Origin of the sequence: Spirillospora sp. NPDC052269 (genome assembly GCF_040679435.1) — a bacterium.
Classification (GTDB): Bacteria; Actinomycetota; Actinomycetes; order Streptosporangiales; family Streptosporangiaceae; genus Spirillospora.
The window spans coordinates 176,710-199,215 of sequence record NZ_JBFAUU010000003.1; the positions used below are offsets into that span (position 1 = coordinate 176,710).

23 protein-coding genes are annotated in these 22,506 nt (G+C 74.0%); 13 read left to right on the forward strand and 10 right to left on the reverse strand.

Features of this window, described 5'->3' with window-relative positions; genetic code table 11:
• Window positions 1–6 precede the first annotated feature (6 nt).
• Window positions 7–2,004 carry a hypothetical protein gene (locus AB0L06_RS07340; RefSeq protein ID WP_500230055.1) on the reverse strand — a complete coding sequence of 666 codons (1,998 nt, stop codon included), beginning with the start codon at window positions 2,002–2,004 and terminating at the stop codon, window positions 7–9.
• Window positions 2,001–2,885, reverse strand: a complete 885-nt coding sequence (locus AB0L06_RS07345; protein ID WP_500230056.1) for an SGNH/GDSL hydrolase family protein — start codon at window positions 2,883–2,885, stop codon at window positions 2,001–2,003. The genes AB0L06_RS07340 and AB0L06_RS07345 overlap by 4 nt, the downstream gene beginning before the upstream one ends.
• Window positions 2,886–2,972: 87 nt before the next feature.
• Between AB0L06_RS07345 and AB0L06_RS07350 the strand changes: the two genes are divergently transcribed.
• From AB0L06_RS07350 to AB0L06_RS07380, 7 genes are all read left to right on the forward strand, one after another.
• Entirely contained in the window at window positions 2,973–4,295 is a 1,323-nt protein-coding gene (locus AB0L06_RS07350) for a PucR family transcriptional regulator (RefSeq protein WP_500230057.1), read from the forward strand.
• A gap of 255 nt (window positions 4,296–4,550) precedes the next feature.
• Window positions 4,551–5,309 (forward strand): SDR family oxidoreductase, encoded by a 759-nt coding sequence (locus tag AB0L06_RS07355; protein WP_500230058.1) that lies wholly within the window; start codon window positions 4,551–4,553, stop codon window positions 5,307–5,309.
• A gap of 35 nt (window positions 5,310–5,344) precedes the next feature.
• Window positions 5,345–5,755 (forward strand): cupin domain-containing protein, encoded by a 411-nt coding sequence (locus AB0L06_RS07360; protein ID WP_500230059.1) that lies wholly within the window; start codon window positions 5,345–5,347, stop codon window positions 5,753–5,755.
• Between the two features lie 97 nt (window positions 5,756–5,852).
• The gene (locus AB0L06_RS07365) at window positions 5,853–6,662 is read left to right on the forward strand and encodes a class I SAM-dependent methyltransferase (protein WP_500230385.1); all 810 of its coding nucleotides are present in this window, start codon (window positions 5,853–5,855) and stop codon (window positions 6,660–6,662) included.
• 20 nt (window positions 6,663–6,682) lie between these two features.
• Entirely contained in the window at window positions 6,683–6,913 is a 231-nt protein-coding gene (locus AB0L06_RS07370; protein ID WP_500230060.1) for a hypothetical protein, read from the forward strand.
• A gap of 14 nt (window positions 6,914–6,927) precedes the next feature.
• On the forward strand, window positions 6,928–8,013 hold the full coding sequence (locus AB0L06_RS07375; protein WP_500230061.1) for a ferritin-like domain-containing protein: 1,086 nt from the start codon (window positions 6,928–6,930) through the stop codon (window positions 8,011–8,013).
• A gap of 142 nt (window positions 8,014–8,155) precedes the next feature.
• On the forward strand, window positions 8,156–9,082 hold the full coding sequence (locus tag AB0L06_RS07380) for an RNA polymerase sigma-70 factor (RefSeq protein WP_500230062.1): 927 nt from the start codon (window positions 8,156–8,158) through the stop codon (window positions 9,080–9,082).
• Between the two features lie 47 nt (window positions 9,083–9,129).
• Here the strand turns inward: AB0L06_RS07380 and AB0L06_RS07385 are convergent, their stop codons facing one another.
• Window positions 9,130–10,611 (reverse strand): MFS transporter, encoded by a 1,482-nt coding sequence (locus AB0L06_RS07385; RefSeq protein ID WP_500230063.1) that lies wholly within the window; start codon window positions 10,609–10,611, stop codon window positions 9,130–9,132.
• Window positions 10,612–10,727: 116 nt separating this feature from the next.
• Here AB0L06_RS07385 and AB0L06_RS07390 point away from each other — a divergent pair, with 116 nt between their 5' ends.
• On the forward strand, window positions 10,728–11,318 hold the full coding sequence (locus tag AB0L06_RS07390; RefSeq protein ID WP_500230064.1) for a TetR/AcrR family transcriptional regulator: 591 nt from the start codon (window positions 10,728–10,730) through the stop codon (window positions 11,316–11,318).
• Window positions 11,319–11,402: 84 nt separating this feature from the next.
• Here AB0L06_RS07390 and AB0L06_RS07395 read toward each other — a convergent pair whose 3' ends face one another.
• Window positions 11,403–12,368 (reverse strand): hypothetical protein, encoded by a 966-nt coding sequence (locus AB0L06_RS07395; protein WP_500230065.1) that lies wholly within the window; start codon window positions 12,366–12,368, stop codon window positions 11,403–11,405.
• 129 nt (window positions 12,369–12,497) lie between these two features.
• Between AB0L06_RS07395 and AB0L06_RS07400 the strand changes: the two genes are divergently transcribed.
• Window positions 12,498–12,797 carry a PadR family transcriptional regulator gene (locus AB0L06_RS07400; protein ID WP_500230066.1) on the forward strand — a complete coding sequence of 100 codons (300 nt, stop codon included), beginning with the start codon at window positions 12,498–12,500 and terminating at the stop codon, window positions 12,795–12,797.
• A gap of 38 nt (window positions 12,798–12,835) precedes the next feature.
• Here AB0L06_RS07400 and AB0L06_RS07405 read toward each other — a convergent pair whose 3' ends face one another.
• Entirely contained in the window at window positions 12,836–13,702 is an 867-nt protein-coding gene (locus AB0L06_RS07405; RefSeq protein WP_500230067.1) for an aldo/keto reductase family oxidoreductase, read from the reverse strand.
• 143 nt (window positions 13,703–13,845) lie between these two features.
• Here AB0L06_RS07405 and AB0L06_RS07410 point away from each other — a divergent pair, with 143 nt between their 5' ends.
• Together AB0L06_RS07410 and AB0L06_RS07415 are read left to right on the forward strand one after the other, a co-directional pair.
• Window positions 13,846–14,313 (forward strand): winged helix-turn-helix transcriptional regulator, encoded by a 468-nt coding sequence (locus AB0L06_RS07410; RefSeq protein WP_500230068.1) that lies wholly within the window; start codon window positions 13,846–13,848, stop codon window positions 14,311–14,313.
• A 96-nt stretch (window positions 14,314–14,409) separates the two neighbouring features.
• Window positions 14,410–14,832 (forward strand): hypothetical protein, encoded by a 423-nt coding sequence (locus tag AB0L06_RS07415; protein WP_500230069.1) that lies wholly within the window; start codon window positions 14,410–14,412, stop codon window positions 14,830–14,832.
• A gap of 3 nt (window positions 14,833–14,835) precedes the next feature.
• On the opposite strand, the gene AB0L06_RS07420 is transcribed toward AB0L06_RS07415, so the two are convergent.
• Together AB0L06_RS07420 and AB0L06_RS07425 are read right to left on the reverse strand one after the other, a co-directional pair.
• Window positions 14,836–17,310 (reverse strand): FtsX-like permease family protein, encoded by a 2,475-nt coding sequence (locus tag AB0L06_RS07420; RefSeq protein ID WP_500230070.1) that lies wholly within the window; start codon window positions 17,308–17,310, stop codon window positions 14,836–14,838.
• Window positions 17,304–17,444, reverse strand: coding sequence for a hypothetical protein (locus tag AB0L06_RS07425; protein ID WP_500230071.1), 141 nt, complete (start codon window positions 17,442–17,444; stop codon window positions 17,304–17,306). The genes AB0L06_RS07420 and AB0L06_RS07425 overlap by 7 nt, the downstream gene beginning before the upstream one ends.
• A 136-nt stretch (window positions 17,445–17,580) precedes the next feature.
• Here AB0L06_RS07425 and AB0L06_RS07430 point away from each other — a divergent pair, with 136 nt between their 5' ends.
• Window positions 17,581–18,870 carry a sensor histidine kinase gene (locus tag AB0L06_RS07430; RefSeq protein WP_500230072.1) on the forward strand — a complete coding sequence of 430 codons (1,290 nt, stop codon included), beginning with the start codon at window positions 17,581–17,583 and terminating at the stop codon, window positions 18,868–18,870.
• The gene (locus AB0L06_RS07435; RefSeq protein WP_500230073.1) at window positions 18,843–19,514 is read left to right on the forward strand and encodes a response regulator; all 672 of its coding nucleotides are present in this window, start codon (window positions 18,843–18,845) and stop codon (window positions 19,512–19,514) included. The genes AB0L06_RS07430 and AB0L06_RS07435 overlap by 28 nt, the downstream gene beginning before the upstream one ends.
• A gap of 18 nt (window positions 19,515–19,532) precedes the next feature.
• Here AB0L06_RS07435 and AB0L06_RS07440 read toward each other — a convergent pair whose 3' ends face one another.
• The 3 genes from AB0L06_RS07440 to AB0L06_RS07450 all read right to left on the reverse strand — a co-directional run bounded on the left by AB0L06_RS07440 (window position 19,533) and on the right by AB0L06_RS07450 (window position 22,413).
• The gene (locus AB0L06_RS07440; RefSeq protein ID WP_500230074.1) at window positions 19,533–20,180 is read right to left on the reverse strand and encodes a class I SAM-dependent methyltransferase; all 648 of its coding nucleotides are present in this window, start codon (window positions 20,178–20,180) and stop codon (window positions 19,533–19,535) included.
• 62 nt (window positions 20,181–20,242) lie between these two features.
• Window positions 20,243–21,301, reverse strand: a complete 1,059-nt coding sequence (gene selD, locus AB0L06_RS07445) for a selenide, water dikinase SelD (protein ID WP_500230075.1) — start codon at window positions 21,299–21,301, stop codon at window positions 20,243–20,245.
• A 119-nt stretch (window positions 21,302–21,420) separates the two neighbouring features.
• The gene (locus AB0L06_RS07450) at window positions 21,421–22,413 is read right to left on the reverse strand and encodes an aldo/keto reductase (protein ID WP_500230076.1); all 993 of its coding nucleotides are present in this window, start codon (window positions 22,411–22,413) and stop codon (window positions 21,421–21,423) included.
• Window positions 22,414–22,506 lie beyond the last annotated feature (93 nt).

A 22,506-nucleotide genomic window follows, 5' to 3' on the forward strand; every position in this document is an offset into this window, starting at 1 on the left:
GGGATCTCAGCCTTGCGGGTGGATGGTGCAGGGAAGTCCGGCGCAGGTGTCGATGATCCGGCCGGTGCGGAGGAAGGCGGCGAGCTGCGCCATGGCCTCGGCCGAGCCTCGCGTGTCGCCGTGCGGGTCGCTGCCGGCGGTGTTGGGGGTGTTGGTGAGGGGTGGCGCGGGGGTGCCGCTGTCCCAGATCACCAGGCCGGATCCCGTGGCCGGGAACCGGGTGAGGGCCGGCAGGTTCCAGAACGGGGTGACGTCGGGCTTGCGTCCGGGGGCGAGCGCGGGCCGCCGCACCGGGACGTCCCCCATGGTGCGCGCCATGACCTCGGTGGCGATGTTGGCGACCTGGTGGTCGCCGAACGCCTCGTGGACGAGGACCTGGTGCCTCGGGGTGCCGGGCAGCGGGTCGCGGGTGACGTGCGCGGCGTAGCCGTCGCCCTCGCCGCGGTCCCAGAGCATCTGGATGAGGTTCAGGACGAGCTGCTGTTCGAGCCTGTCCGGGTAGCTGATGTTGAGCAGCTTCTCGTACTGGGAGAAGTCGACGCTGCGGTTCAGCATCGTGCTGTAGTTGATGCCCGGGACGATCAGCGCGGACCGCCGCCAGTCGGTGGCGAGTGCGGTCAGCGCCACCCCCTGGATGCCGCCCTGGCTCGCTCCCGCGTACTCCAGACCGCCGCCGATGAGCGGACGTCCGCCGTCCGGCGAGCGGAACGCGGCGTTGCCGGTGAAGCCCTTCGGGTGGACGAGGTCGCGTCCGAGGAACAGGAAGTCCAGGTAGCTCTGCTGCTGCCGGTCCGGGACGGTGTTGAACCGGGAGACGTTCAGCAGGACGCTCGCGACGTTCGCGATGTCGCCCTGCGACATCCCGATCCAGTCGGTGGCGCAGAGCATGATGTCGTGCGCCTGCGCCGCGCGGCGCAGCTTCTCGCTGTCGATCTCGGACGCGCTGCCCATGAGTCCGTGCCCGTACAGGACGGGCTGCGCCGGTGCGGTGAGCGCGCTGCGCGGGATGTTGCAGCGGAAGTTCGCCTTCTGGACGTTGCCGGGGAGCTGCGCGGGCAGGCCGTCGCGTCCGTAGTGCAGGGACGAGCCGGGCGGACCACCGGGCAGGTCGAGGTAGCTGGGGACGTCGACGGTGCCCTCGACGCGCCGGGCCAGATACGGGTCCTGGTCGGTGGTGAAGTCGGTGACCTTCCCGACCTTGAACGCGGGCGCGCGCTTTCCGAGTTTGCGGAACGCGTCGTCCCGCATGTGGACGGCCCGCTCGGTGAGGCTCCGTGTGGACGCGACGGTGAAGTCCCAGGCCAGGTACAGCCCGGACGTGGAGACGTGGTGGCCGTTCAGTTCCTGGACGGTGTGGCGGAGGGCGGCGCCGCGCTCCTTCTCGATGCCGCCGATCGGGTGGCCCGACAGCATGCGCCGGACGGCGGGCGTCGCCTGGATCGCCTTCCCGTCCGCGGCCTTCAGGCCGCGCAGCAGCACGAGGTAGCGGTGGCCCTCGCGGAAGTTGCGGGCGGGACGCACCAGGAGCAGCCGCCGGGACTCGGGCGCGTTGGCGTCGAGTTCGGCGAAATAGGGCCAGCGTTCGCCGGTCGCGGCGTCCATGAGGACGATCGGCGCGTCCGGGGCGAGCGAACGGGCCATGTCGGTGATCGGGGCCGCGCCGGTCCGGGACAGGTCGAGGCCCGGGACGCGGGTGAGCATCGCCGAGCCCGGGGAGAAGCCGTCGCCGCGGTTCCACTCCTTGGGGTCGGCGGGGAGCACTCCCCCGGCGCGCGGGGTCGCGAGCAGCGACAGGTTCACGCGCCGTCCGGTCGCGGTGGACCGGTCGGGCACGGTGAACCAGTTGTTCGGGAAGGGCAGCATGCACGCCGCGGTATCGGCCGGGTCACACACGTGCGCCGCCACCGAGGTTCCCGCGGTGCCCGCCTCGGCCGCGGTGGCCGGGACCACCACGGCCGGGGCCGCCGTCGTGAGGAGCGCCACCAGCGCGGCCCCGATCCTCATCGGGCCGCCTGGATCTGACCGGCGATGATGCGGGCGTAGTTCGCCTCGCCCTGCTGGTTCGGGTGGAGCGGCGCGGCCGGGGACGTCGGCACGAACCCCTCCAGCCACTTGGCCGACGCCGACTGGCAGGCGTCGTGGCCGGTACTCGGCGTGACCAGGTCGATGTAGGTCATGCCGTGCCCGGCGGCCTGCCGCGCGATCACACCGTTCATGCGGTCGACGTTGCCCTGCAGCCAGTCGGCGTCGCCCGGCAGGACGGGCACGACGGGCCAGCAGCCGCCCGGTTTGATGTACAGGCCGTAGCCGGTGACCACGACGCGGGCCTGCGGCGACCGCTGCCGGATGCCGTCGAGGACGGCCGAGAGCTTCGGCTCGAACGCGTCGATGCGCGCGGCGACCTGGTCGACGCCGCCCTGGGTGTACTTGGTCTTGCAGGGCGTCCCGGTGGGAAGCAGGTTGACGCAGTCCTGCGCGACGCCGACGAGCCCGGCGTCGTTGCCGCCGATCGTCAGCGTGACGAGCTTGGTGTCGGCGGTCAGCGCGTCGAACTGCGGCGGCGCGGTTCCCGCGGGCTGCCCGAGGATGCTGAGGTTCTGCGGCTCGGTCATGTGCTTGGTCGCGGCGCCGCTGCACGTCACGTCGTTCAGGCCCGCGACGCCCAGCGTGGACGCGAGGTCGTGCGCGTAGTTGTGCGTGGAGCGCGCGCAGGCGATCTGGCCGGTGATGTCGGGGATCAGCGGGCCGGACGCCATCGAGTCGCCGAGCGCGACGTACTCGGGCGCGGCCGCGCGGGCGGCGGGCGCGAGCGCGAGGGCCGCGAGAGCCGCGGGGACGAGGGTGACGAGGGTCCGGCGGAGCAGGGGACGGGCTCTGAGGGGCACGGGGTCCTCCTTGGGGGGCGATGCAATACTCAGCCCGCCGGGCCCGATGACCATCAGGGAAATATCCAGAGATGGGCGGGAGATCCTGTGACCGAGACCAAACCGGCCGGTAGCCCCGCGTCCTCCGGCGGGCGGGGCGCCGCGCCGCCAGGCGGGCAGAACCCGACGCCGTCCGGCGGTGGGAGCGCCGCGCCGAGGATCGGCGGGGTTCCGGCGGACTCGCTGCTCGGCGCGCAGGTGCCCGCGCTGGCGCGCCGGATGGTGGCGACGTTCGCCGACCGTTTCCCGACCTACTCGGTGCTCCCCCGCGAGGAGCTCGCCGGGGACATCACCCGCGTCGTCGAGGGCAACCTGCGGGTGTTCGTCCGGACGCTGCGCACCGGACGGCTCCCCGTCCCGGCCGACCTGGCGGAGATGACGCGTTCGGCGGCCCGCCGCGCCGAGGAGGGCGTGCCGCTGGGCGCGGTGCTCTCGGCGTACCACCTCGGCTGGCGGATGGGCCTGGACGCGCTGGTCGTCCGCGCCGGACCGGCCGACCTGGACGCCGTCGTCGAGGTGCAGCGGATCCTGCTGGACGTCCTGCAGCTGGTGTCGGCGGCCGTCGCGGACGCCTACGTCGAGGAGCACCAGGCCCTGCACGGCCAGGACCAGGCGGCCCGGCACGAGGTGCTGTCCGCGCTGCTGGACGGCCAGGACCCGCGCGAGGCCGCCCGGCGCGCGGGCGTCCGCCCGGCCCCGGCGTACGCCGTCCTCACCCTGGCCCTCGGCGCCCACCCGGACGAGACCGACTCGGGGGTGAGCAGCAGCGTCGCCGCGCGCCGCAAGCTCCGGCGCATCCAGGCGGAGATCGACCACCATGGCGGGGACCGGGCGCTGCACGCGCTCAACGCGCACGGCGGGACGGCGCTGCTGCCCGTGGACGACCCGGAGACGGCCCTGACCGGCGGCTGGGAGCGGCTGACCGGCCTGGTCGCCCGCATCTCGGACCGGGCGGGCACGGCCGTCCACGCCGGGGTCGCCGCCACCTCCGCCGCGTCCGTCGCCGACGCCGCGCGGCAGTCGGCGGACATCCTGGAGATCGTCCGGATCACCGGGCGGTCGCCGGGGGCCTACCGGATCACCGACGTGCTGCTCGACTACCAGCTGTCCCGTCCCGGGCCCGCCCGCACGCACCTGGCCGGCCTGCTGGGCGTCCTTTCCGGTCACCCGGTCCTGCTCGAGACGCTGCGCGCGTACGTGGCCAGCGAGTTCAGCAGGCGGCGGGCCGCGCCGCTCCTGCACGTCCACCCGAACACCGTGGACTACCGGCTGCGGCGCGTCGCCGTCCTGACGGGCCTCGACCCGACCTGCCCCGGAGACCTCCCCCAGCTTCGCGCGGCGCTCGTCGCCCACGACTTCACCTCGTCCTGACCGCCCTCCTCGGGACGGTCGCCGCGAGCAGCGACGCACCGGCCATCCGCACCACGACGTTCATGCAGGCCCATCGCAGGGCAGGGATGACCTGCGAGAACGGGCCGAGGCCCGGCCCGGCCCGTTCGTGACGGCCGGAAGCGGATCCTCCGGATCCGGAGGATCTTTCGGCGGAGCTGTCACAGGGACCAGGGGCGTCCGGTCATAGCTGACGACCGGGTGGCGGACACCGCCCGGAACCGAAAAGGGGCAGAAATGAAGATCGTGGTCATCGGGGGCACCGGCCTCATCGGCGGCAAGATCGTGGCCAGGCTCGGGGAGCACGGCCACGAGGCGGTCGCGGCCGCGCCGAACACCGGCGTCAACACGCTCACCGGCGAGGGGCTGGCGGACGTGCTGGCCGGGGCGTCGGTGGTGATCGACGTGTCCAACTCACCGTCCTTCGAGGACGCGGCGGTGCTGGAGTTCTTCGAGACCTCCACCCGCAACCTGCTCGCGGCCGAGAAGGGCGCCGGGGTGGGCCACCACGTCGCGCTGTCGGTGGTCGGCACCGGGCGGCGGCCCGACATCGGCTACTTCCGGGCCAAGCTCGCCCAGGAGAAGCTGATCAAGGACTCGGGCATCCCGTTCTCGATCGTCCATGCGACGCAGTTCTTCGAGTTCGCGCGCCGGATCGCCGACGAGGCGACCGTCGACGGCTCGGTCCACATCCCGCCGGTGCGGTTCCAGCCGATGGCGGGCGACGAGGTCGCGCAGGCCGTCGGCCGGGCCGCGGTCGGCGCTCCGCTCGACAAGGGCGTCGAGATCGGCGGGCCCGAGCAGTACCGGATGGACGAGTTCTTCCGCGACGCCCTGTCCGCCTGGGGCGACACGCGCGAGGTCGTCACCGACCCGAAGGCGCACTACTTCGGCGCCGAGATGCACGACCGGGACCTGGTGCCGCTCGACGGCGCCGCCCTCGGCGAGATCACCTACGCCGAGTGGCTGCCGAACAACCCCGCCCCCGGCAAGTGACCCGCACGGAACAACGAGAAACCGGAGGAAGCACCGTGTCCGACGCTCCCAGCCCCACGTGGATGAACGCCCTGACCATGGTCCAGGACGCCGCCCCGCCGTCCATCCCCGCGGGCGCGCACGCGATGACCGTGACCATCGAGTACCCGCCCGGCGACGCGGGCGCCCCGCCGCACCGGCATCCCGGCCCCGCGTTCGGGTATGTACTGGAGGGCGAGATGCGGTTCGAGCTCGAAGGGCAGGGCGAGCGGGTCGTCAAGGCCGGTGAGGCCTTCTGGGAGCCCGGTGGGGACGTCATCCACTACCAGGACGGCAACGCCCGCGACGACGTCCCGGTCCGGTTCCTGGTCACGATGCTCTGCGCCCCCGACCAGCCGATGTTCGTGCTGGTGGACGAGGCGGAACTGGCCCGGCGCAAGCACCTGAGGAGCCCCGGCGGCGCCTGATCGCCGCACCACCGACCACCGGCGGGCGACGTCCTGTCCGTCGGTGGCGAGAGCACCGGTGCGTGGTCGCACCGGATCGGGGAGGTCGACCGTGTCCATGTCCTTGTCCGGGTCCTCGTCCGGGTCCTCGTCCGGGTCCGCGCTGACGGCCGAGTTCGACGACGTGGCCGGCTGGACCGCCGACGCCGTGGAGCGGCTCGGCGCGGCCTATGCGATCCCCGCGGCGTGCCGGGGCAGCGCGAACCCGGCCGCGCTGGCCTGGCTGGCCGAGGCGTGCGGGCTGTCGGCCGGAACCCGGCTGCTGGACGTCGGGGCGGGCCTCGGCGGCCCGGCCGCCTGGGCCGCCGAGCGGTTCGGCGTCCGGCCGATCCTGCTGGAGCCGATGCCCGCCGCGGGACGGGCCGCCGCGCGGCTGTTCGGCCTGCCCATCCTCGCCGCGGACGGCACCCGCATCCCGCTCCGGGACGGGTCGGTCGACGCCGCCTGGTGCCTGGGCGTGCTGGACATCGTCCAGGACAAGGCCGCCCTGCTCAGCGAGATCCACCGCGTCCTGCGGCCGGGCGGGCCGCTCGGCCTGCTCGTCGTCGTGGCGCAGGGACGGCAGCTCCTGCCGACGCCGGAGGGCAACGTCTTCCCGACCCGGCGGGAGCTCAGCGGGCTCCTGGACGCGGCGGGGTTCGTCCCGGTCCGGCAGATCGACCGTCCGGAGGACGTGCCGCCGTCCTGGAAGCGCAGGGCCGAGCGGGTCGCCGCGGTCGTCGCGTCCCGGCACCGGGACGACCGGGCGATGGCGCTCGCCGACCGGCAGGGCGAGCGGTTCACCCGGCTGTTCGACGCCGGGCAGATCGCGGTCCGGCTGGTGCACGCCGTCCGGCGGCCCGCGCCCCGCCCGGCGCCGCCGAACTGAACCATCTGTGAAGGAGTGAGATGAGCCGTCCGACCGGCGACAACGAGTTCGAGGTCGAGTTCGAGGCGGAGATCGAGGTGGAGCTGAGCCTCACCGAGTCCAGCGACGCCGGGTGGGTCGCCGGCCTGCCCGTCGCGGAATGGGCGTTCGACCCCGCCGACGCCGAGCGCGAGGAGATCGGGCTCCGCAACCTCCTCGGCGCCGCCCGGGAGCTGGAACACGGCTCCCGTCCCGACACCCCCGAGCGCTGAACCAGCTTTCCGAATTGAAGCGAGAGAACACTTTGAGCCAGGCAACACGACCGCAGTCCGCCCCGGGCATCTCGACGATCGAGGACCTTCGCGAGCACCTGCAGTGGGCGATCGAGCTGGAACACGCGACGCTGCCGCCCTACATGAGCGCCCTCTACTCCCTCGACCCCGACCGCAACCCCGACGCCGTCGAGGCGGTGGCCGGCGTCTTCGTCGAGGAGATGCTGCACCTGGCGCTGGCCGCGAACCTGCTGAACGCCGTCGGCGGCACCCCGCGCCTCGACCCGCCGCAGGTGCTGACCCCCCACCCCCGGCGCATGCCGCACGCCGACCCGTCCCTCGAACTGTCACTGCTGCCGTTCGGCCCGGACGCGCTCGACATGTTCCTCCGCCTCGAGCGGCCCGCGCCGCCCGGCGCGGCCGCGGAGGGCGAGGGCTACGAGACGATCGGGCAGTTCTACGACTCCGTCGAGGCCGGGCTGCGCGAGCTGTGCGACCGGCTCGGCGAGGAGAAGGTCTTCACCGGCGACCCGTCGTCGCAGGTCCGGTCGTCCCACTTCCAGCACACCGCGGGCGAGATGGTCGCGGTGACCGACCTGAAGACGGCGCTGAAGGCGATCGAGGAGATCGTCGAGCAGGGTGAGGGCGGCTCGCGCGGCACGGTCTGGGACGGCGACCCCAGCGTCCACCACCCCGAGCGGGACGAGGTCGCGCACTACTACCGCTTCCAGGAGCTCCGCGCCGGACGCCGCCACCGGCGCGGCGACACCCCGCAGTCCGGGCCGACCGGCGAGGAAATCGCGGTGGACCTGGAGGGCGTCGCCCCGATGCGTCCCAACCCGCGCCTGGACGACCACGCGCCGGGCCACCCGGTCCGCGTCGCGCAGGAGGAGTTCAACCGGACCTACGGGACGCTCCTGCAGATGCTGGAGGTGGCGTTCAACGGCGACCCGACGATGCTGCGTCCCGCGGTCGGCGCCATGTACAAGCTCAAGGGCCAGGCCCAGGCCCTGATGAGGATGCCCGACGGGGACGGCATGACCGCCGGGCCCACCTTCGAGTACGTCCCCGAGGAGGGCGGCGAGGGGGACGCGGCCTGACCGGCGCCGCCGTCCTCACCCCGAGCGTCCTGAATTCCTCCTGACGGACTGTCACAGATCGGCGGGCTGTCCTGTCAGAGCTGTCCGAGGGCCGGAGACACCTGATCACCGGCCCCGGAACCTGGGGAATGGGGCGATCATCGTGGGTGAGGCCGTGGCGGGGGCGGACGGCGCGGGCCGTCCGGCGGCGGACGGTGCGGACGGGCTCGACCACGCCCTGGCGGTCTACGCCGAGGCGCGGCCGAGGCTGTTCGGCATCGCCTACCGCATGCTCGGCAGCGTCACCGAGGCCGAGGACCTCCTGCAGGAGGTGTGGCTGCGCTGGCAGTCCTACGACCGCGCCGCCGTGGCCGACCCCGTCGCGTTCCTCGCGACGACGACCACGCGGCTGGCGATCAACGTCCTGCAGTCGGCGCGGGTCCGGCGGGAGAGCTATGTCGGGCCGTGGCTGCCGGAGCCGGTGGAGACGGCCGACGACCCGTACCTCGGGGCCGAGCGGGACGAGGCGCTGGGCTTCGCGGTGCTGCTCCTGCTGGAGCGGCTGTCGCCCACCGAGCGCGCGGCGTACGTGCTCCGCGAGGCGTTCGACTACCCGTACCCGCTGATCGCCGACATCGTCCAGGTCAGCGTGCCGGGGGCCCGGCAGCTGGTCAGCCGGGCCCGCAGGCATGTGCGGGCAGGGCGCCGTGCCCCGGTGGACACGTCCGAGCAGCGCCGCCTGCTGGAGGCGTTCGTGGCCGCCGCCCGCGTCGGGGATCTCTCCGGGCTGGAGAAGATCCTCGCGGAGGACGTGGTCAGCTACGCCGACGGCGGCGGGGCCGTCCGGGCCTCGCGGTTCCCGGTGGTGGGCGCCGAACGCGTCGCGAAGTACGTCCGGGCGTTCGCGGATCACTTCTGGGCGGGCGCGGACGTGCGGGTGGCCGAGGTGAACGGGCAGCCCGCGGCTGTGCTCAGCAGGGACGGCGAGCTGTCCGCCGTGGTCGCTCTCGGCGTCTCCGAAGGCGGTGTCGACCAGATCCACTGGCTGATGAACCCCGCCAAGATCGCGCCGATGGCGCACCGCGTCTGACGGACACCGGGTCCCCGGCCGGAGAGCGGCAAGGGACCCGGGGCCTTTCAGTGGACGTGCGGACCGCCGGTCATCTCCGGCTTTCCGGGCGGGACGAGCCACAGGGACAGGACGGCGGCCACGCCGGCGGTGACCGCGAACGCGGTGTACGCGCGGGTGAAGCCGTCGACGGACGGCGCGGCGGCGATGCCGGAGGCGGCGAGCGTCGAGGCGAGCGCCACGCCGATCGCCGCGCCCAGCTCGTGGAAGGTGTTGACGACGCCGGAGACCAGCCCGGCCTCGGAGTGCGTGACGTGCGCGAGCGCCGAGGTGGTGGCGGTGACGAACACCGGTCCCACGCCCGCCGCGGCGATCGTGATGCCGGGCAGGAAGTGCAGGGCGACGCTCCCGGTCGACGGGAGGAGCGTCAGCAGGCCGGTGCCGGTCGCCACCAGGCCGAGGCCGGCGACGGCGACCGGGCGGCGTCCGACCGTCCCGACGAGGCGTCCGGCGAGGTGGGCGCCGACCCCGGTGGCGAACGCGGCGGGCAGGAACAGCAGGCCGGTCCGCAGCGCGCCGATCCCCCGCAGGTGCTGGAGGTAGAGCGACCCGAGGAAGAACATCGAGATCAGCAGGCCGGACCCGATCAGCATCAGGAACCCGCCGACGGCGACCGGACGGCGACCCAGCATGCGGACGTTCATCAGCGGGTTCCGGACACGCCGCTCGACCAGGGCGAAGAGCGCGTAGAGCAGGACGGCGGCGGCCAGCGGCAGCAGCGTCCCGAGGGTGGGCCACCCGGCGTCGCCCGCGTGGACCATGCCGTAGATGAACGAGCCGGTGGCCGCGGTGACGGTGGCCGCGCCGAGCAGGTCGAGGTCGCGCGGGGCCGCTGCGCGCGCGGCGCCGAGCGTGGCGGGCAGGACGGCGAGCAGGACCAGCCCGACCGGGACGTTCACGAAGAACACCCAGCGCCAGCCGGGTCCGGCGGTGAGCGCGCCGCCGAACAGGACGCCCGCGGCGAAGCCGATCCCGCCGAGGGACGCCCAGACGCCGAGGGCCTTGTTCCGCTCGGGCCCGTGGAAACCGGTCGTGATGGTGGACAGCGCCGCCGGGGACAGCAGCGCCGCGCCGATGCCCTGGGCGACGCGTCCGCCCAGCAGCAGGGCGGCGTTCCCGGCGAGGCCGGTCGCGAGCGAGGCGACGGTGAACAGCGCCAGGCCGGTCAGCAGGACGCGGCGGGCGCCGAACGCGTCGGCGAGCCGTCCGCCGAGCGCCATCAGGCCGCCGAAGAACAGCGTGTAGGCGGTCACGGCCCAGGTCAGGGCGGTGCGGCCGAGGTGCAGGTCGGCGCCGATGTCGGGCAGCGCGACGTTGACGACCGTGACGTCCAGGATGAGCATGAACTGGGCGATGCTCAGCAGGACCAAGGCCCGCCAGCGGCGCGGGTCGGGCGCGCCGCCGTGCGCTGCGTGGCCGTGCGCCTCGCCGTGCGCTGCGTGCGCGCCCTGGGCCGGGTGCGGGTCGTGGGGGGCGTGGGGGTGGGCCACCGGACTTCTCCTCTGAACAAGGGACATAAACCGAACAGCACTGTTCGATTTAAGGTACCCCGACCCGGAGGCGAAATCCAACAGGCTTGTTCGACTTACGGGGTAGGGTGGGGGCCATGCCGAGTGCGGGAACCACGCGCCGCCGCGCGGACGCCGAACGCAACATCGCCGCGATCCTGGACGCCGCGACCGATCTGCTCGCCCGCGCGCCGGACGCCGGCGTCGGCGACATCGCCAAGGCCGCGGGCGTCGGGCGCGTCACGGTGTACGCCCACTTCCCGTCCCGCGAGGACCTCGTCCGGGCCGTCCTCACGCGGGCCATCGAGGAGAGCATGGCCGCGGTGACCGGAGCCGCGGGCGGCGAGGACGGCGACCCGCCGGACGTGGCGTTCGCGCGGCTGATCCGCGAGAGCTGGCCGGTCCTCAGCCGCTACGGACGCCTGCACGAGGCGGCGGTCCGAGCGCTGCCCGCCGAGGAGGTCCGCGAGCACCACGACCAGCCGATGGAGGCCGTCCGCGCACTGGTCGAACGCGGCCGCTCCACCGGCGCGTTCCGGACGGACCTGACCACGGACTGGCTGGTCACGACCGTCTACGCACTGCTCCACGCCGCCGCGGACGACGTCGCCGCCGGCGCGCTCGACCGGGACGGCGCGGCGGGCGTCCTCCAGACGACCCTTCTGTCGGTCCTGCGGCCCGCGCCCTGATCCACGCTTGACCTCAGGCCGGACGAGGTGGCCCGCCGGGCCCGGGAACTCTTCCGCTGAACGACGGTCCGCCGGACGGAACCGCTAGCCCGCGCGGGAGCCGAGCCGCCCCGCCGGGCCGAGCAGGAGAAGGACCGCGGCGACGCCGAAGGCCAGGCCCACGCCGAACGTGAGGGCGAACACCGTCGGCACGGACGTGATCGGCGTCGGGCCGGGCCACAGCGCGTTCCGGAACGCGGCCACGAGGTGGGTCGCGACGGCCCCGACGACGAACGAGGTCTCGGCCACGCGCCATCCCCGCGGACGCGGCGGACGGGCGAGGAAACCGGCGACGGCATTCGTCAGCAGGCAGAACGTCAGGAAGGCCGTCAGCTCGACGGCGAACATCCAGGTGGCGAGCAGCGGGTCGGTCCACCGCTCGCCGATCGCCTGCGCGGCGGTGATCCCGGTCGCGGCCACCAGGCTCGCCGTGGTGAACACGGCCAGGGCGTGCCGCCGCACCCGGTCGGCGACCTCCGGACGGGCCCAGCGTCGCAGCACCGGGGCCCGTGCCCCGAGCAGGAGGACGTCGCCGAGCCAGTCGTGGCTCCATCGGCCGGACGAGCCGCGCGGCGCGCGTCCCCGCCACAGCAGCGCCATCACGAACCCCGTGAGCAGCGAGTTCGCCACCAGGCCGCCGATCAGGAACGACGTCCAGCCGTTCCAGTCCGCGTGGCCGACGCGGCCGATGACGGCGGCCCACTCGGCGACGAGGGTCAGCGCGACGAGCGCGAGCATCGCCCCGGCCGCGCGCGCCGTCTGCTGCGCGCGGTCCGGGCCGCCGGGCGCGCGCCAGACGGGCAGCCGCAGCAGGACGACCGCCGCGAGCATCGGCACCGCGAACTGGCAGAGCGACACGGCCGCATCGTACGGGTCGTCCTGCCAGGGGCTCACCGCCCTGACCGTCTTGTCCTGGGTCGCGAACACCGTCAGCGCCTCGAACAGGCCCGCCGCCACCAGGCTCATCCCGATCACGCCCGCCCGCACGGGCGCCTTCCCGAAAGGTTCCACACGCCAATAGTACGCGCCCCGTAGTACGCGTTGTGTATTAGTTGGCGATGAACGGCCCCGCCCCGTTCGCGCGGCGGACCGCCGCTGCCTGATACTTGACGCGTACCAGGACACATCGGAGGGGGATCCGTGCAGGTCAACGACTCGCAGACGCTCGTGCTGTGCGTGCTGGCGAACGGCCCGATGCACGGCTACGCCATCAACACCGCGATCGAGGAACTCACCGGGAGCCGGCTCGGGCCGGGCAGCCTGTACGGCGCGCTCACCCGGCTCGAGGCCAAGGGCTTCGTCGAGCATCTGGACGGCGAGGGCCGCCAGCGGCCCGTCCGGCTCACCTCCGAAGGACGGCGGGCCCTCGAGGAGGAGCTGCGCGCGATGGCCCACGTCGCGGCGGTCGGCCTGCGCAACCTCGGCGCGTCCCCGGCCTGACCGCGCGTCCGGGCACGCCTGTCCCTGGAGGCGCTCCGTCAGCGGCCGATCTCGTCCAGCTCGGCGAGGTCCTTGCCGGCGAGGACGAGTCCCGCACCGGCGATGTTCTCGCGCAGGTGCGCCACCGAGGAGGTGCCGGGGATCAGCAGGATGTTCGGTGACCGCTGCAGCAACCAGGCCAGGGCGACCGACATCGGTGTCGCGTCCAGCCGGGCGGCGACGTTCGACAACGCCGAGGCCTGCAGCGGGGTGAAGCCGCCGAGCGGGAAGAAGGGCACGTAGGCGACGCCCTCCGCCGCGAGCTCGTCGATCAGCGCGTCGTCCTGCCGATAGGCCAGGTTGTACATGTTCTGCACGCACACGATCGGCGCGATCGCGCGGGCCTCGGCGACCTGTTCGGCCGTCGCGTTGCTCACGCCGAGGTGCCGGATCAGGCCCTGCCGCTGGAGCTCGACGAGCGTTCCGAACGCCTCGGCGACCGGCTCGGGCCGAGGCCCCTCGGCGTCGCCGAGCCGGAGGTCGACCAGGTCGAGCGTCTCCAGGCCGAGATCCTCGAGGTTCTCGTGGACGGCGCAGCGCAGGTCCTCGGGTCGCCGGGCCGGGGGCCAGCCGCCCTGCTCGTCGCGGATCGCGCCGACCTTGGTCGCGACGTGCAGCCCGTCGGGATAGGGATGCAGCGCCTCCCGGATCAGCCGGTTGGTGACGCGCGGGCCGTAGGCCCCGGCGGTGTCGATGTGCGTGATGCCGAGGTCCACGGCCTCGCGGAGGACGGCCAGTGCGCCGTCCCGGTCGGCGGGCGGGCCCATGACCCCGGGACCGGCGAGCTGCATGGCGCCGTACCCGAACCGGGAGACGGGCATATCGCCCAAGGTCCAGGTGCCGCCGGGAAGGGAGTGGGAGGACATGCTCGTACCTCTGTCTTCGTCCTTGGTGGTGTGTTGCGGAGGGAGCCTTCGCGGCTCCTCGTCCACCCTGGGGTAGTAGCTTCCTTATAGGAAGTAGGCACCTGAAAGTGCGTAGCACACCTCGTGCGGCGAAGGAGCGAGCGGTGGCGACGACGACGGCGGCTCAGCGGCGGGCCCAGGAGCGGGAACGGTCGAAGGTGGAGTACAACGCCTTCCTGGCGGCGTGTCCGAGCCGCGACCTGCTCAACCTGATCTCCGGCAAGTGGGTCGCGCTGATCCTCGCCGCCCTCGGCGGGGAGGGCTCGCGTCCGGGTGACGACTGCGCCCCCGGTGAACCCCGGGCGATGCGCTACTCGGAACTGTCCCGCACGCTGGACGGTGTCAGCCAGAAGATGCTGACCCAGACTCTGCGCGCGCTGGAGCGCGACGGGCTGATCAGCCGCGCCGTGGAGCCCACCGTGCCCGTCACGGTCACCTACGAGCTGACCGACCTGGGCCTCTCGCTGCGCCACATGGTGCGCGGCCTGAAGACCTGGGCCGAGACCCACATGGACGACGTGATCGCCAACCGCGCGACGTACGACACCGTCACGCCGTCTCCGGAGAGGTAGCGCCAGCACCACCGTCGGACGGAATCAGGAGCTACCGACAGCCGCGTCGCGCTCCCCGATGCTGGAGGCACAAGCTGCTGAAGGCGAGGTTCGGGGATGACGGTCATGGAGTTGGAGTCCACGCGGGACACGGCGGACGAGCTGGACGGACTCGGCTCCGACCGGTGCCGGGCGCGCCTGGCCCGGGGGACCCGCGGCCGCGTCGCACTGGAGGTCCACGTCCACGGCGGCCTGTACGACGTGACCGTGGCGGACGGCTTCACCCGGTCGCTGCTGCGCGGCGCGGTGCGGGGGCGGGGGTGGGTGCTCGCCTGGGGCCAGCTCCCGCCGGACGGTGCGCCGGTGCGGGTCTCGTTCACCGGCCGGGGCGTGGACGTGCCCGTGGACGTCCTGGTGTTCGGTGACCGGTTCTGGGTCGCCGAGGCGGACGTCCGGGCGCGGTCGGTGGTCGTGTCCGCGTCGTCCGAGCGGGTGACCTCGCGGCTGCGGACCGTCCGCCGGAGGTCACCCCGCCGGTGAGGGTCAGTCGCGCAGGCCGGCGGCGGTGGCGCCGGTCCGCGGCGGCCGGACGATCGGGACGAGCGTGGCCGCCAGGGCGATGAGCGCGCAGACACCGGCGGTGGCGGCGAGCGGCTGCCAAGGGACGACGAGCGACGTCGCGCCGGTCACGCGGCTCAGCGCCACCCACGTCCCGGCGAGGCCGACCGCCGTGACCGCCAAGGCCAGCACCACGCCCACGCACACCACCACGAGGGCCTCGCCCACCGCGACCCGCGCGACCTGGAGCGGCGTCGCGCCGGACAGGCGCAGGACGGCCTGGTCGCGTGACCGGTCGGCCGCCGCCATGGCCAGGGCGTTCGCGACCGCGATCCCGCAGTAGGCGAGGGCGATGCCCAGCGTCACCAGGATCCCCAACCTGCTGCTCCGCCCCGTTCCGGACGTCCCGTCGGCCGAACGCGCGGAGACGGTCTCCACACCGAGCCCCTTGGTCGCGGCGCGCAGCTCACGGGCCACCGCGGAGCGGTCGGCGCCCGCGCGGACGATCACGTCGACGCGTCCGGTCGGGGACGGGCCGCCGTGCGCGGACGTCAGGTAGGTCGCGCCGTCGTCCAGGCCGCTCTTCAGGACCGCCGCCACGCGCACGGAGGCGCGGGTGCCGTCGGCGAGCCACAGGTCCACGCGATCGCCGGGCCTCCGCTCCCACCCCTCGTCCACGACCAGCGCGTCGTCGCCGAGGCCGGTGATCGCGCCGCCGCTCACCTCCAGCCGCTCGGTCCTGCCCAGGTCACTCCCCCGGACGATCCGCGCGTCGAACCGGCGGAGCGTCCCGCCGTCGCCGACCGCGTACACCGGCGTCCGCCCTACCGGCACGGCCTCCACTCCCGGAACGGACCGCACCCGGTTCAGCGCCACGTCGCTGACGGCGCCGCCACCGCCGTCCGGCCGGACGACGAAGTCCGCGCGGACGCGCTGCCGTGCCTCGGCGGCCCTGGTCGCGTCCACCGAGGAGCCCGTGCCGAGCAGCGCGCCGGCCAGCCCGACCGTGACCAGGACGGGCGCGGCGACCGCCGCCGTCCGGCGGGCCGCGGCCAGGGTGTTCTCCCGCACCAGCAGCCCGGTGGCGCCGCCGGAGCGGGTCAGCGGCCAGGTGAGCAGCCGCGTCACCCGGGGCACGACGACGGGCGCGAGCAGTGCGGCGCCGGTGATCAGCAACATGATCGCCGGGGTGTACCCCTTGCGGTTCGCCGCCGAGGCCGGATCGCTCACGGCGGTCGTGGCCATGGTCGCGAGGCCGGAGCCGAACGCGGCCAGCCCGAGCAGCCACCGGACAGGCGTCATAGCGCGTCCCTCCACGCAGGTCTCCCGCAGCGCCTCGGCCGGACGCACCCGTCCCGCCCGCCGGGACGCCGCCACCACTCCGAGCAGCGACACCGTGAGGCCGGTCAGGAACGCGATCACGAGCGGCCAGGCCGACAGGGGGACACCGAACCACGACGGCGCGAGCCCGTGCCGCACGAGCCACCGCCCGAGGAGCCTCGCGGCCATCGGCGCCAGGGCGCAGCCCACGGCCGAGGCGGCCAGGCCGACCAGCAGCGACTCCGCCGTCAGCATCCGCCGGACCTGCCTCGGCGTCGCCCCGATGACGCGCAGCAGCGCCAGCTCGCGCCGCCGCTGCGCCACGGCCAGCGCGAACGTGGACGCCACGACGAACACCGCGACGAACCCGGCGACGCCCGCGGCGACGCCGAGCAGCACGCCGGTGTCGTTCAGCGCGCGGCGCTCGCGGTCCGGGTCGGGGTCGGCCTCGTGCCGGGACACGCCGGTGAGCACCTCGGCGGACGTCCCGGCGGCGCGGCGTGCGGCGTCCGCAGCGGCCGCGGAGCCTGCTGAGCCCGTGACCGCCAGGCCGTCCACGCGCGGGGACAGCCGCGCGGCCTCGCGGTCGGCGAAGAACACGGCGTGCTCGAACCCGGACTGCGCGGTGACGCCGGAGACCGTGTACGTCCGGATGTCGGCGCCGGTCACCACGTCGACGCGCTCGCCCGGCCGCCCGTCCCCACCAGCGAGGACGATCTCGCCGGACGTGCGCGGACCGGTCCCCGCGACGAGCCGGTACCCGCCGAACCGCGCCACCGACCAGGGGTGCCCGAGGTTCGTCGGGCCGTCGCCGACCACATGTGCGGGGAAGCTCCGGTCCGCGACGGCCGGAACGGCCGCCCTCACCTTCGCGACGAGTTCGGGCGGCAGCCCCTTCGAGGCTTCGAGCGCCCGGTGCTGCGTCCTCGAGCCCGCCGTCACGGTCAACGTCCGGACGGGCCGGACCACCGCGTCGGCCTGCGCGAACCGCTCCGGCCTCGGCCGGTGCGCCGGGTCGAGCGTCGCGGCGAGCGCGAGGCCCATGGCGGCGGTCATGGCCACGCCCAGGGCGAGCGCGACGAACGTCCCGGCCAGGGAGAGGCGGCGCGTCCGCAGCGTGGACAGGGCGATGCTCAGCACGCGCGCGCCTCCAGCCGGGTGACGTGCGCGGCGACCTGCTCGTGCGTGGCCATGATGATCGTCTGCCGCCGCTCGTCGGCCAGGCGGCGCAGCAGGTCGGCGGTGAGCGACGGGAGTTGAACCACGTCATCCATGCCCGGAAGTCAATCGGCGGACCGGCGACGGCACAGCGCCGCCAGTGCCACTCTTCGCGGTAGCGCAGGCGCTACCTTTCCTCGCCCGTCCGGTGGCGGTGCGGGCTCGGAGGCCGTTCTGTCCTACGGTGTCCGCATGGTGAGCACGACGGCATGGCAGGCCCTCCTCACGCGGCGTTTCCTGCTGACGGGCTGGCCGTGGCGGGCGATGGCGTACCTGGCCGGCGGCGCGGTCGGGGGATGCGCGTCGCTGCTGGTCCTGCTGCCCGTGTTCGTCCTCGGGGCGGTCGGTTCGGTCGTGCTGGTCGGCATCCCGGTGCTGGTCGCGCTGGGGTTGTGCGGGGTGCCGCTCGCCGCGTTCGAGCGGTGGCGCCTGGGGCTGGTCGACCGGCGTCCGGCGCTGGACGGGCATGTGCGTCCGGCGCGTCCGGGAGTGCGGGCGCGGGTGATGTGCCGGTACCAGGAGCAGGCGACCTGGCGGGAGCTGGCGTACGCGCTGCTGATGGCGACCGTGCTGTGGGTGTTCGACCTGGCCGCGCTGGTCATGACCCTGATCGTCCCGTGTGCGCTGCTCTCTGCGCCGTACGCGCAGTCGTTCGCCGACCCCGGCGACGACCGGATCCAGGTGCTGAAGCTCGTGTCGGTGAGCAGTGCCGGGCAGGCGTGGGCGCTGGTGCCGGCCGGACTGGTCCTGCTGCCCGTCGCCGCGTACGTCCTGACCGTGGCCGCCGCCGCGCGCGGCGCGCTCGCGCGGGTGCTGCTCGCCGGTCGTGAGGGCGAGCTGGGGCGGCGTCTCGCGGCGGTGACCAGGTCCCGGGCCGAGCTGGTGGACGCGTTCGAGGTCGAGCGGCGGCGCATCGAGCGGGACCTGCACGACGGAGCGCAGCAGCGGCTCGTCGCGCTGACCATGACGCTCGGGCTGGCGCGGATCGGCACCGGGGACGAGGCGTCCGCGCTGGTGGAGCAGGCGCACCGGGAGTCCAAGCTCGTCCTGGACGAGCTGCGGCGGCTGATCCGGGGCGTCCACCCCGGGGTGCTCAGCGACCGCGGCCTGCTCGCCGCCGTCGAGGACGCGGCGGACTGCTCCCCCGTGCCCGTCCACGTCGACCTGGAGCTGCCCGGACGGCTGCCGCGCGCCCTGGAGAGCACCGCGTACTTCGTGGTCAGCGAGGCGCTCGCGAACGTCGCCAAGCACAGCCGCGCCGGGCGGGCGGCGGTCCGGGGCGGGGTCGAGGCGGGCGTCCTCGCGCTGGAGGTCCACGACGACGGCGTCGGCGGAGCCGACCCGGCGGCCGGGACGGGGCTGACCGGGCTGGCCGCGCGGGTCGCGGCCGTCGATGGCAGGCTGTCGCTGACCAGCCCTCCCCAGGGACCGACCGTGCTGCGCGTGGAGCTTCCGTGGATCCCGACCGCCCCCTCCGGATAGTCCTCGCCGAGGACGGCCTGCTGCTGCGCGAAGGGCTGCCCGGCCTGTTCCGGCGGTTCGGGCACCGGACGGTCGCGGCGGTCGGCGACGCCCCGGCGCTGCTCGCCGCCGTGGCCGAGCACGATCCCGACCTGGTGGTCACCGACGTCCGGATGCCGCCGGGCTTCTCGGACGAGGGACTGCGGGCGGCGCTGGAGCTGCGCGCGACACGTCCCGGCCCGCCGGTTCTCGTCCTCAGCCAGTACGTCGAGCGCGACTCGGCCACCGAGTTGCTGACGTCCCGGGGCGGCGCGGGCGTCGGCTACCTGCTGAAGGACCGGATCGGCGACATCGAGGAGTTCGCCGAGGCGGTGGCCCGGGTCGCGGCGGGCGGCACCGCCGTGGACCCGGAGGTCGTCCGCCGCCTGCTGCTGCGCCGCCGCGACCCGCTCGCCGTGCTCACCCCGCGCGAACGCGAGGTGCTGGGATTGATGGCCGAGGGCCGCTCGAACGCGGCGATCGCCCGCGCCCTGGTGGTCAGCGACGCGTCGGTGGCCAAGCACATCCGCGGCATCCTGGCGAAGCTGGACCTGCCTCCGGGCGAGGACGACCACCGCCGCGTCCGCGCCGTCCTGACCTACCTGCGCGCCGACCCGCGCGACTGACGCCCGACCGAGTCAGGGTCAGGCCGGGCGGCGCGCGATGCCCAGGACCTGCGGGGCCGTCGGGAAGGGCAGGCCGGTGTCGGCGCGGCCCAGCCGGTCGAGCCGTTCGAGTTCGAAACCCGCCTTCCGGACGGCGGCGACCGTGTCGCGCCCTGTCCGGCAGCCGCCGACCATCCGGGGCCAGACGGTGGCGTCGAGGAGGTCCTGCAGCCGCGCCCGTCCGGGGGTCCCGGCGCGGACGTGCTCGAAGAACCGCAGCTCACCGCCCGGACGCAGCACGCGGAGCACCTCGGCCAGCGCCGCCGCCCGGTCGGGGACGCTGCACAGCACCAGCGAGGTCACCGCCGCGTCGAACGACGCGTCCACGGCGGGAAGCCGCGCCGCGGTGCCCGGCACGACCTCGATCGGGATCGGGGAGCGTCCGGCGGCGTCCTCGGCGGCCTCCCGGAGGCGGCCCTCGGGCTCCACCGCCAGGATCCGGTCGACCTCGGGCGGATAGAACGGGAAGGTGGAGCCGGTCCCCACGCCGATCTCGATGACGTCGCCGCGCAGGCCCTTGAGCAGTTCCGCGCGGGTCGGGGCGAGCTCCCGGTCCAGCGTCGAGATCATCCGCGCGTAGTACCGGGCGAACAGCGGATGGCCTCGGTCTCCGCCCACCTGCGACATCGTCTCTCCTCTCAGTCCTCCGACCTTCCTACCCTGCTCCATGTGGAGTCCGCGAGGGACGCCTAGGAGACGGTGACGCGACCCGGTTCGCCTTCGACGGCGCGTCCGACGAGCGCGGCGGGCAGGCCGCGTCCGCGCAGGTCGGCGATGAGGTCGTCCGGGTCGTCCGGGACGACGAGGAGGAGCCCGCCGGACGTCTGCGCGTCGTGCAGCAGGACGGCCAGCTCCAGCGGGACCCCGTCCGCGACGGCGACGAACTCGGACAGGTACGTCATGTTGGCCTTCGTCCCGCCCGGGACGTATCCAGCGGCGGCCAGGTCGAAGGCGCCCGGCAGCAGCGGGACGCTCTCGGCGCGGATCTCGGCGGCCAGCCCGGCGGCGCGCGCCATCCGGTGCAGGTGACCGAGCAGCCCGAACCCGGTGACGTCGGTGGCGGCGCGCACCCCGGCGGCGAGCGCGGCCTCGGACGCCCCGGCGTTGAGCGTGGTCATGGACGCGACCGCCGCGGCGACCGTGTCCGGATCCGCCTCGCCGCGCTTCAGCCCGGTCGACACGACCCCCGTCCCGATGGCCTTCGTCAGGACCAGGCGGCTCCCCGCGGTCGCCCGGTCGATGGCGAACAGCCGGTCGGGGTGCGCCATGCCGACGACCGCCATGCCGTACTTCGGCACGGGGTCGCTGATGGTGTGGCCCCCGACGACGAGGCATCCGCCGGCCGACGCCGCGTCCGCGCCGCCGCGCATCACCTCGCCGAGCGTCTCGACGGGCAGGTCGTCGCCGGGCCACGCGGCGAGGTTCACCGCCATCAGCGGACGGCCGCCCATCGCGTACACGTCGGAGAGCGCGTTGGTGGCGGCGATCCGTCCCCAGTCGTACGGGTCGTCGACGATCGGAGTGAAGAAGTCGGTGGTGAGGATGAGGGCGCGCTCGTCGTCCAGCCGCATCACGGCCGCGTCGTCGCCCTCGGCCGCGCCGACCAGCAGGTCGCCGGACGCGGGCGCGAATCCCGGCCCGAGCGAGGCGAACAGCCCCTCCAGCTTGGAGAGGGGCAGCTTGCAGGCGCATCCCGCGCCCGGAGACAGCGACGTGAGCCTGACGACCTGCTCGGCGGGTGCGCTCATGCGACGTCCTCCACCATCTCGACGGTCAGGGAGGTTCCGTCTCGGACGCTACCCGTCGAGCGTCCGCCCCGGAAGGCCGGACGCTCGACGGGTGGCGCCTCCCCGACGCCGCACGGGGCCTACCAGGCGTACGCCTCGGGGGCGGGCTTGGCGCCGTTCAGGCCGGGCGCCGGGAACAGTTCGTCCAGCTTCGCGAGGGTGTCGGCGTCGAGGGTGATGTCGAGGGCGCGCAGCGAGCCGTCCAGCTGCTCGACCGTCCGGGGGCCGATGATCGGGCCGGTCACGCCCTCCTGCGCGAGCAACCAGGCCAGGCCGACGTGCGCCGGGTTCTCACCGAGGTCGGCGGCCAGCTTCTCGTACTCCTCCAGCGTGTCGCGGTGCCGCTCGAGCGTCTCGGCCCACAGGCCCTTGCCGCTGCGCTCGGCGACGCCCTCGCGGTGCTTGCGCAGGACGCCGCTGAGCATCCCGCCGTGCAACGGCGACCACGGGATCAGGCCCACGCCGTAGTGCTTGGCCGCGGGCAGCACCTCCAGCTCCACCCAGCGCGACATCAGGTTGTAGATCGACTGCTCGCTGACCAGGCCGAGGAAGTGCCGCGTCCGGGCGGCCTCCTGCGCCTGCGCGATGTTCCACCCGGCGAAGTTGGACGACCCGAAGTACAGCACCTTGCCCTGCTGGCGCAGGACGCTGAACGCCTCCCAGATCTCCTCCCACGGAGTGCTCCGGTCGATGTGGTGCATCTGGTACAGGTCGATGTAGTCGGTCTGCAGGCGCTTCAGCGACTTCTCGACCTCGCGCCGGATGTGCAGCGCGGACAGGCCGCCGTCGTTCGGCCCGTCCCCCACCCGCATGTACACCTTCGTGCCGAGGACGGTCTTCTCGCGCCGTCCGCCGCCCTGGGCGAACCAGCGTCCGATGATCTCCTCGGTGGCGCCGTCGCCGTGCTCCCGGCCGTACACGTTCGCGGTGTCGAAGAAGTTGACGCCGTGCCCGTGCGCGGCGTCCATGATCGCGTGGCTGTCCTCCTCGGACGCCTTCATGCCGAAGTTCATCGTGCCGAGGACCAGCCGGGACACCGACAGGCCGCTACGTCCGAGACGCGTGTACTCCATATGACTCACCCTCAAAGTTTTCGTTAGCCGCATCAACTGCGATGCGATGAACGTACTACTTGCAACATCCATGTTGCAAGTAGCCCGCAAACG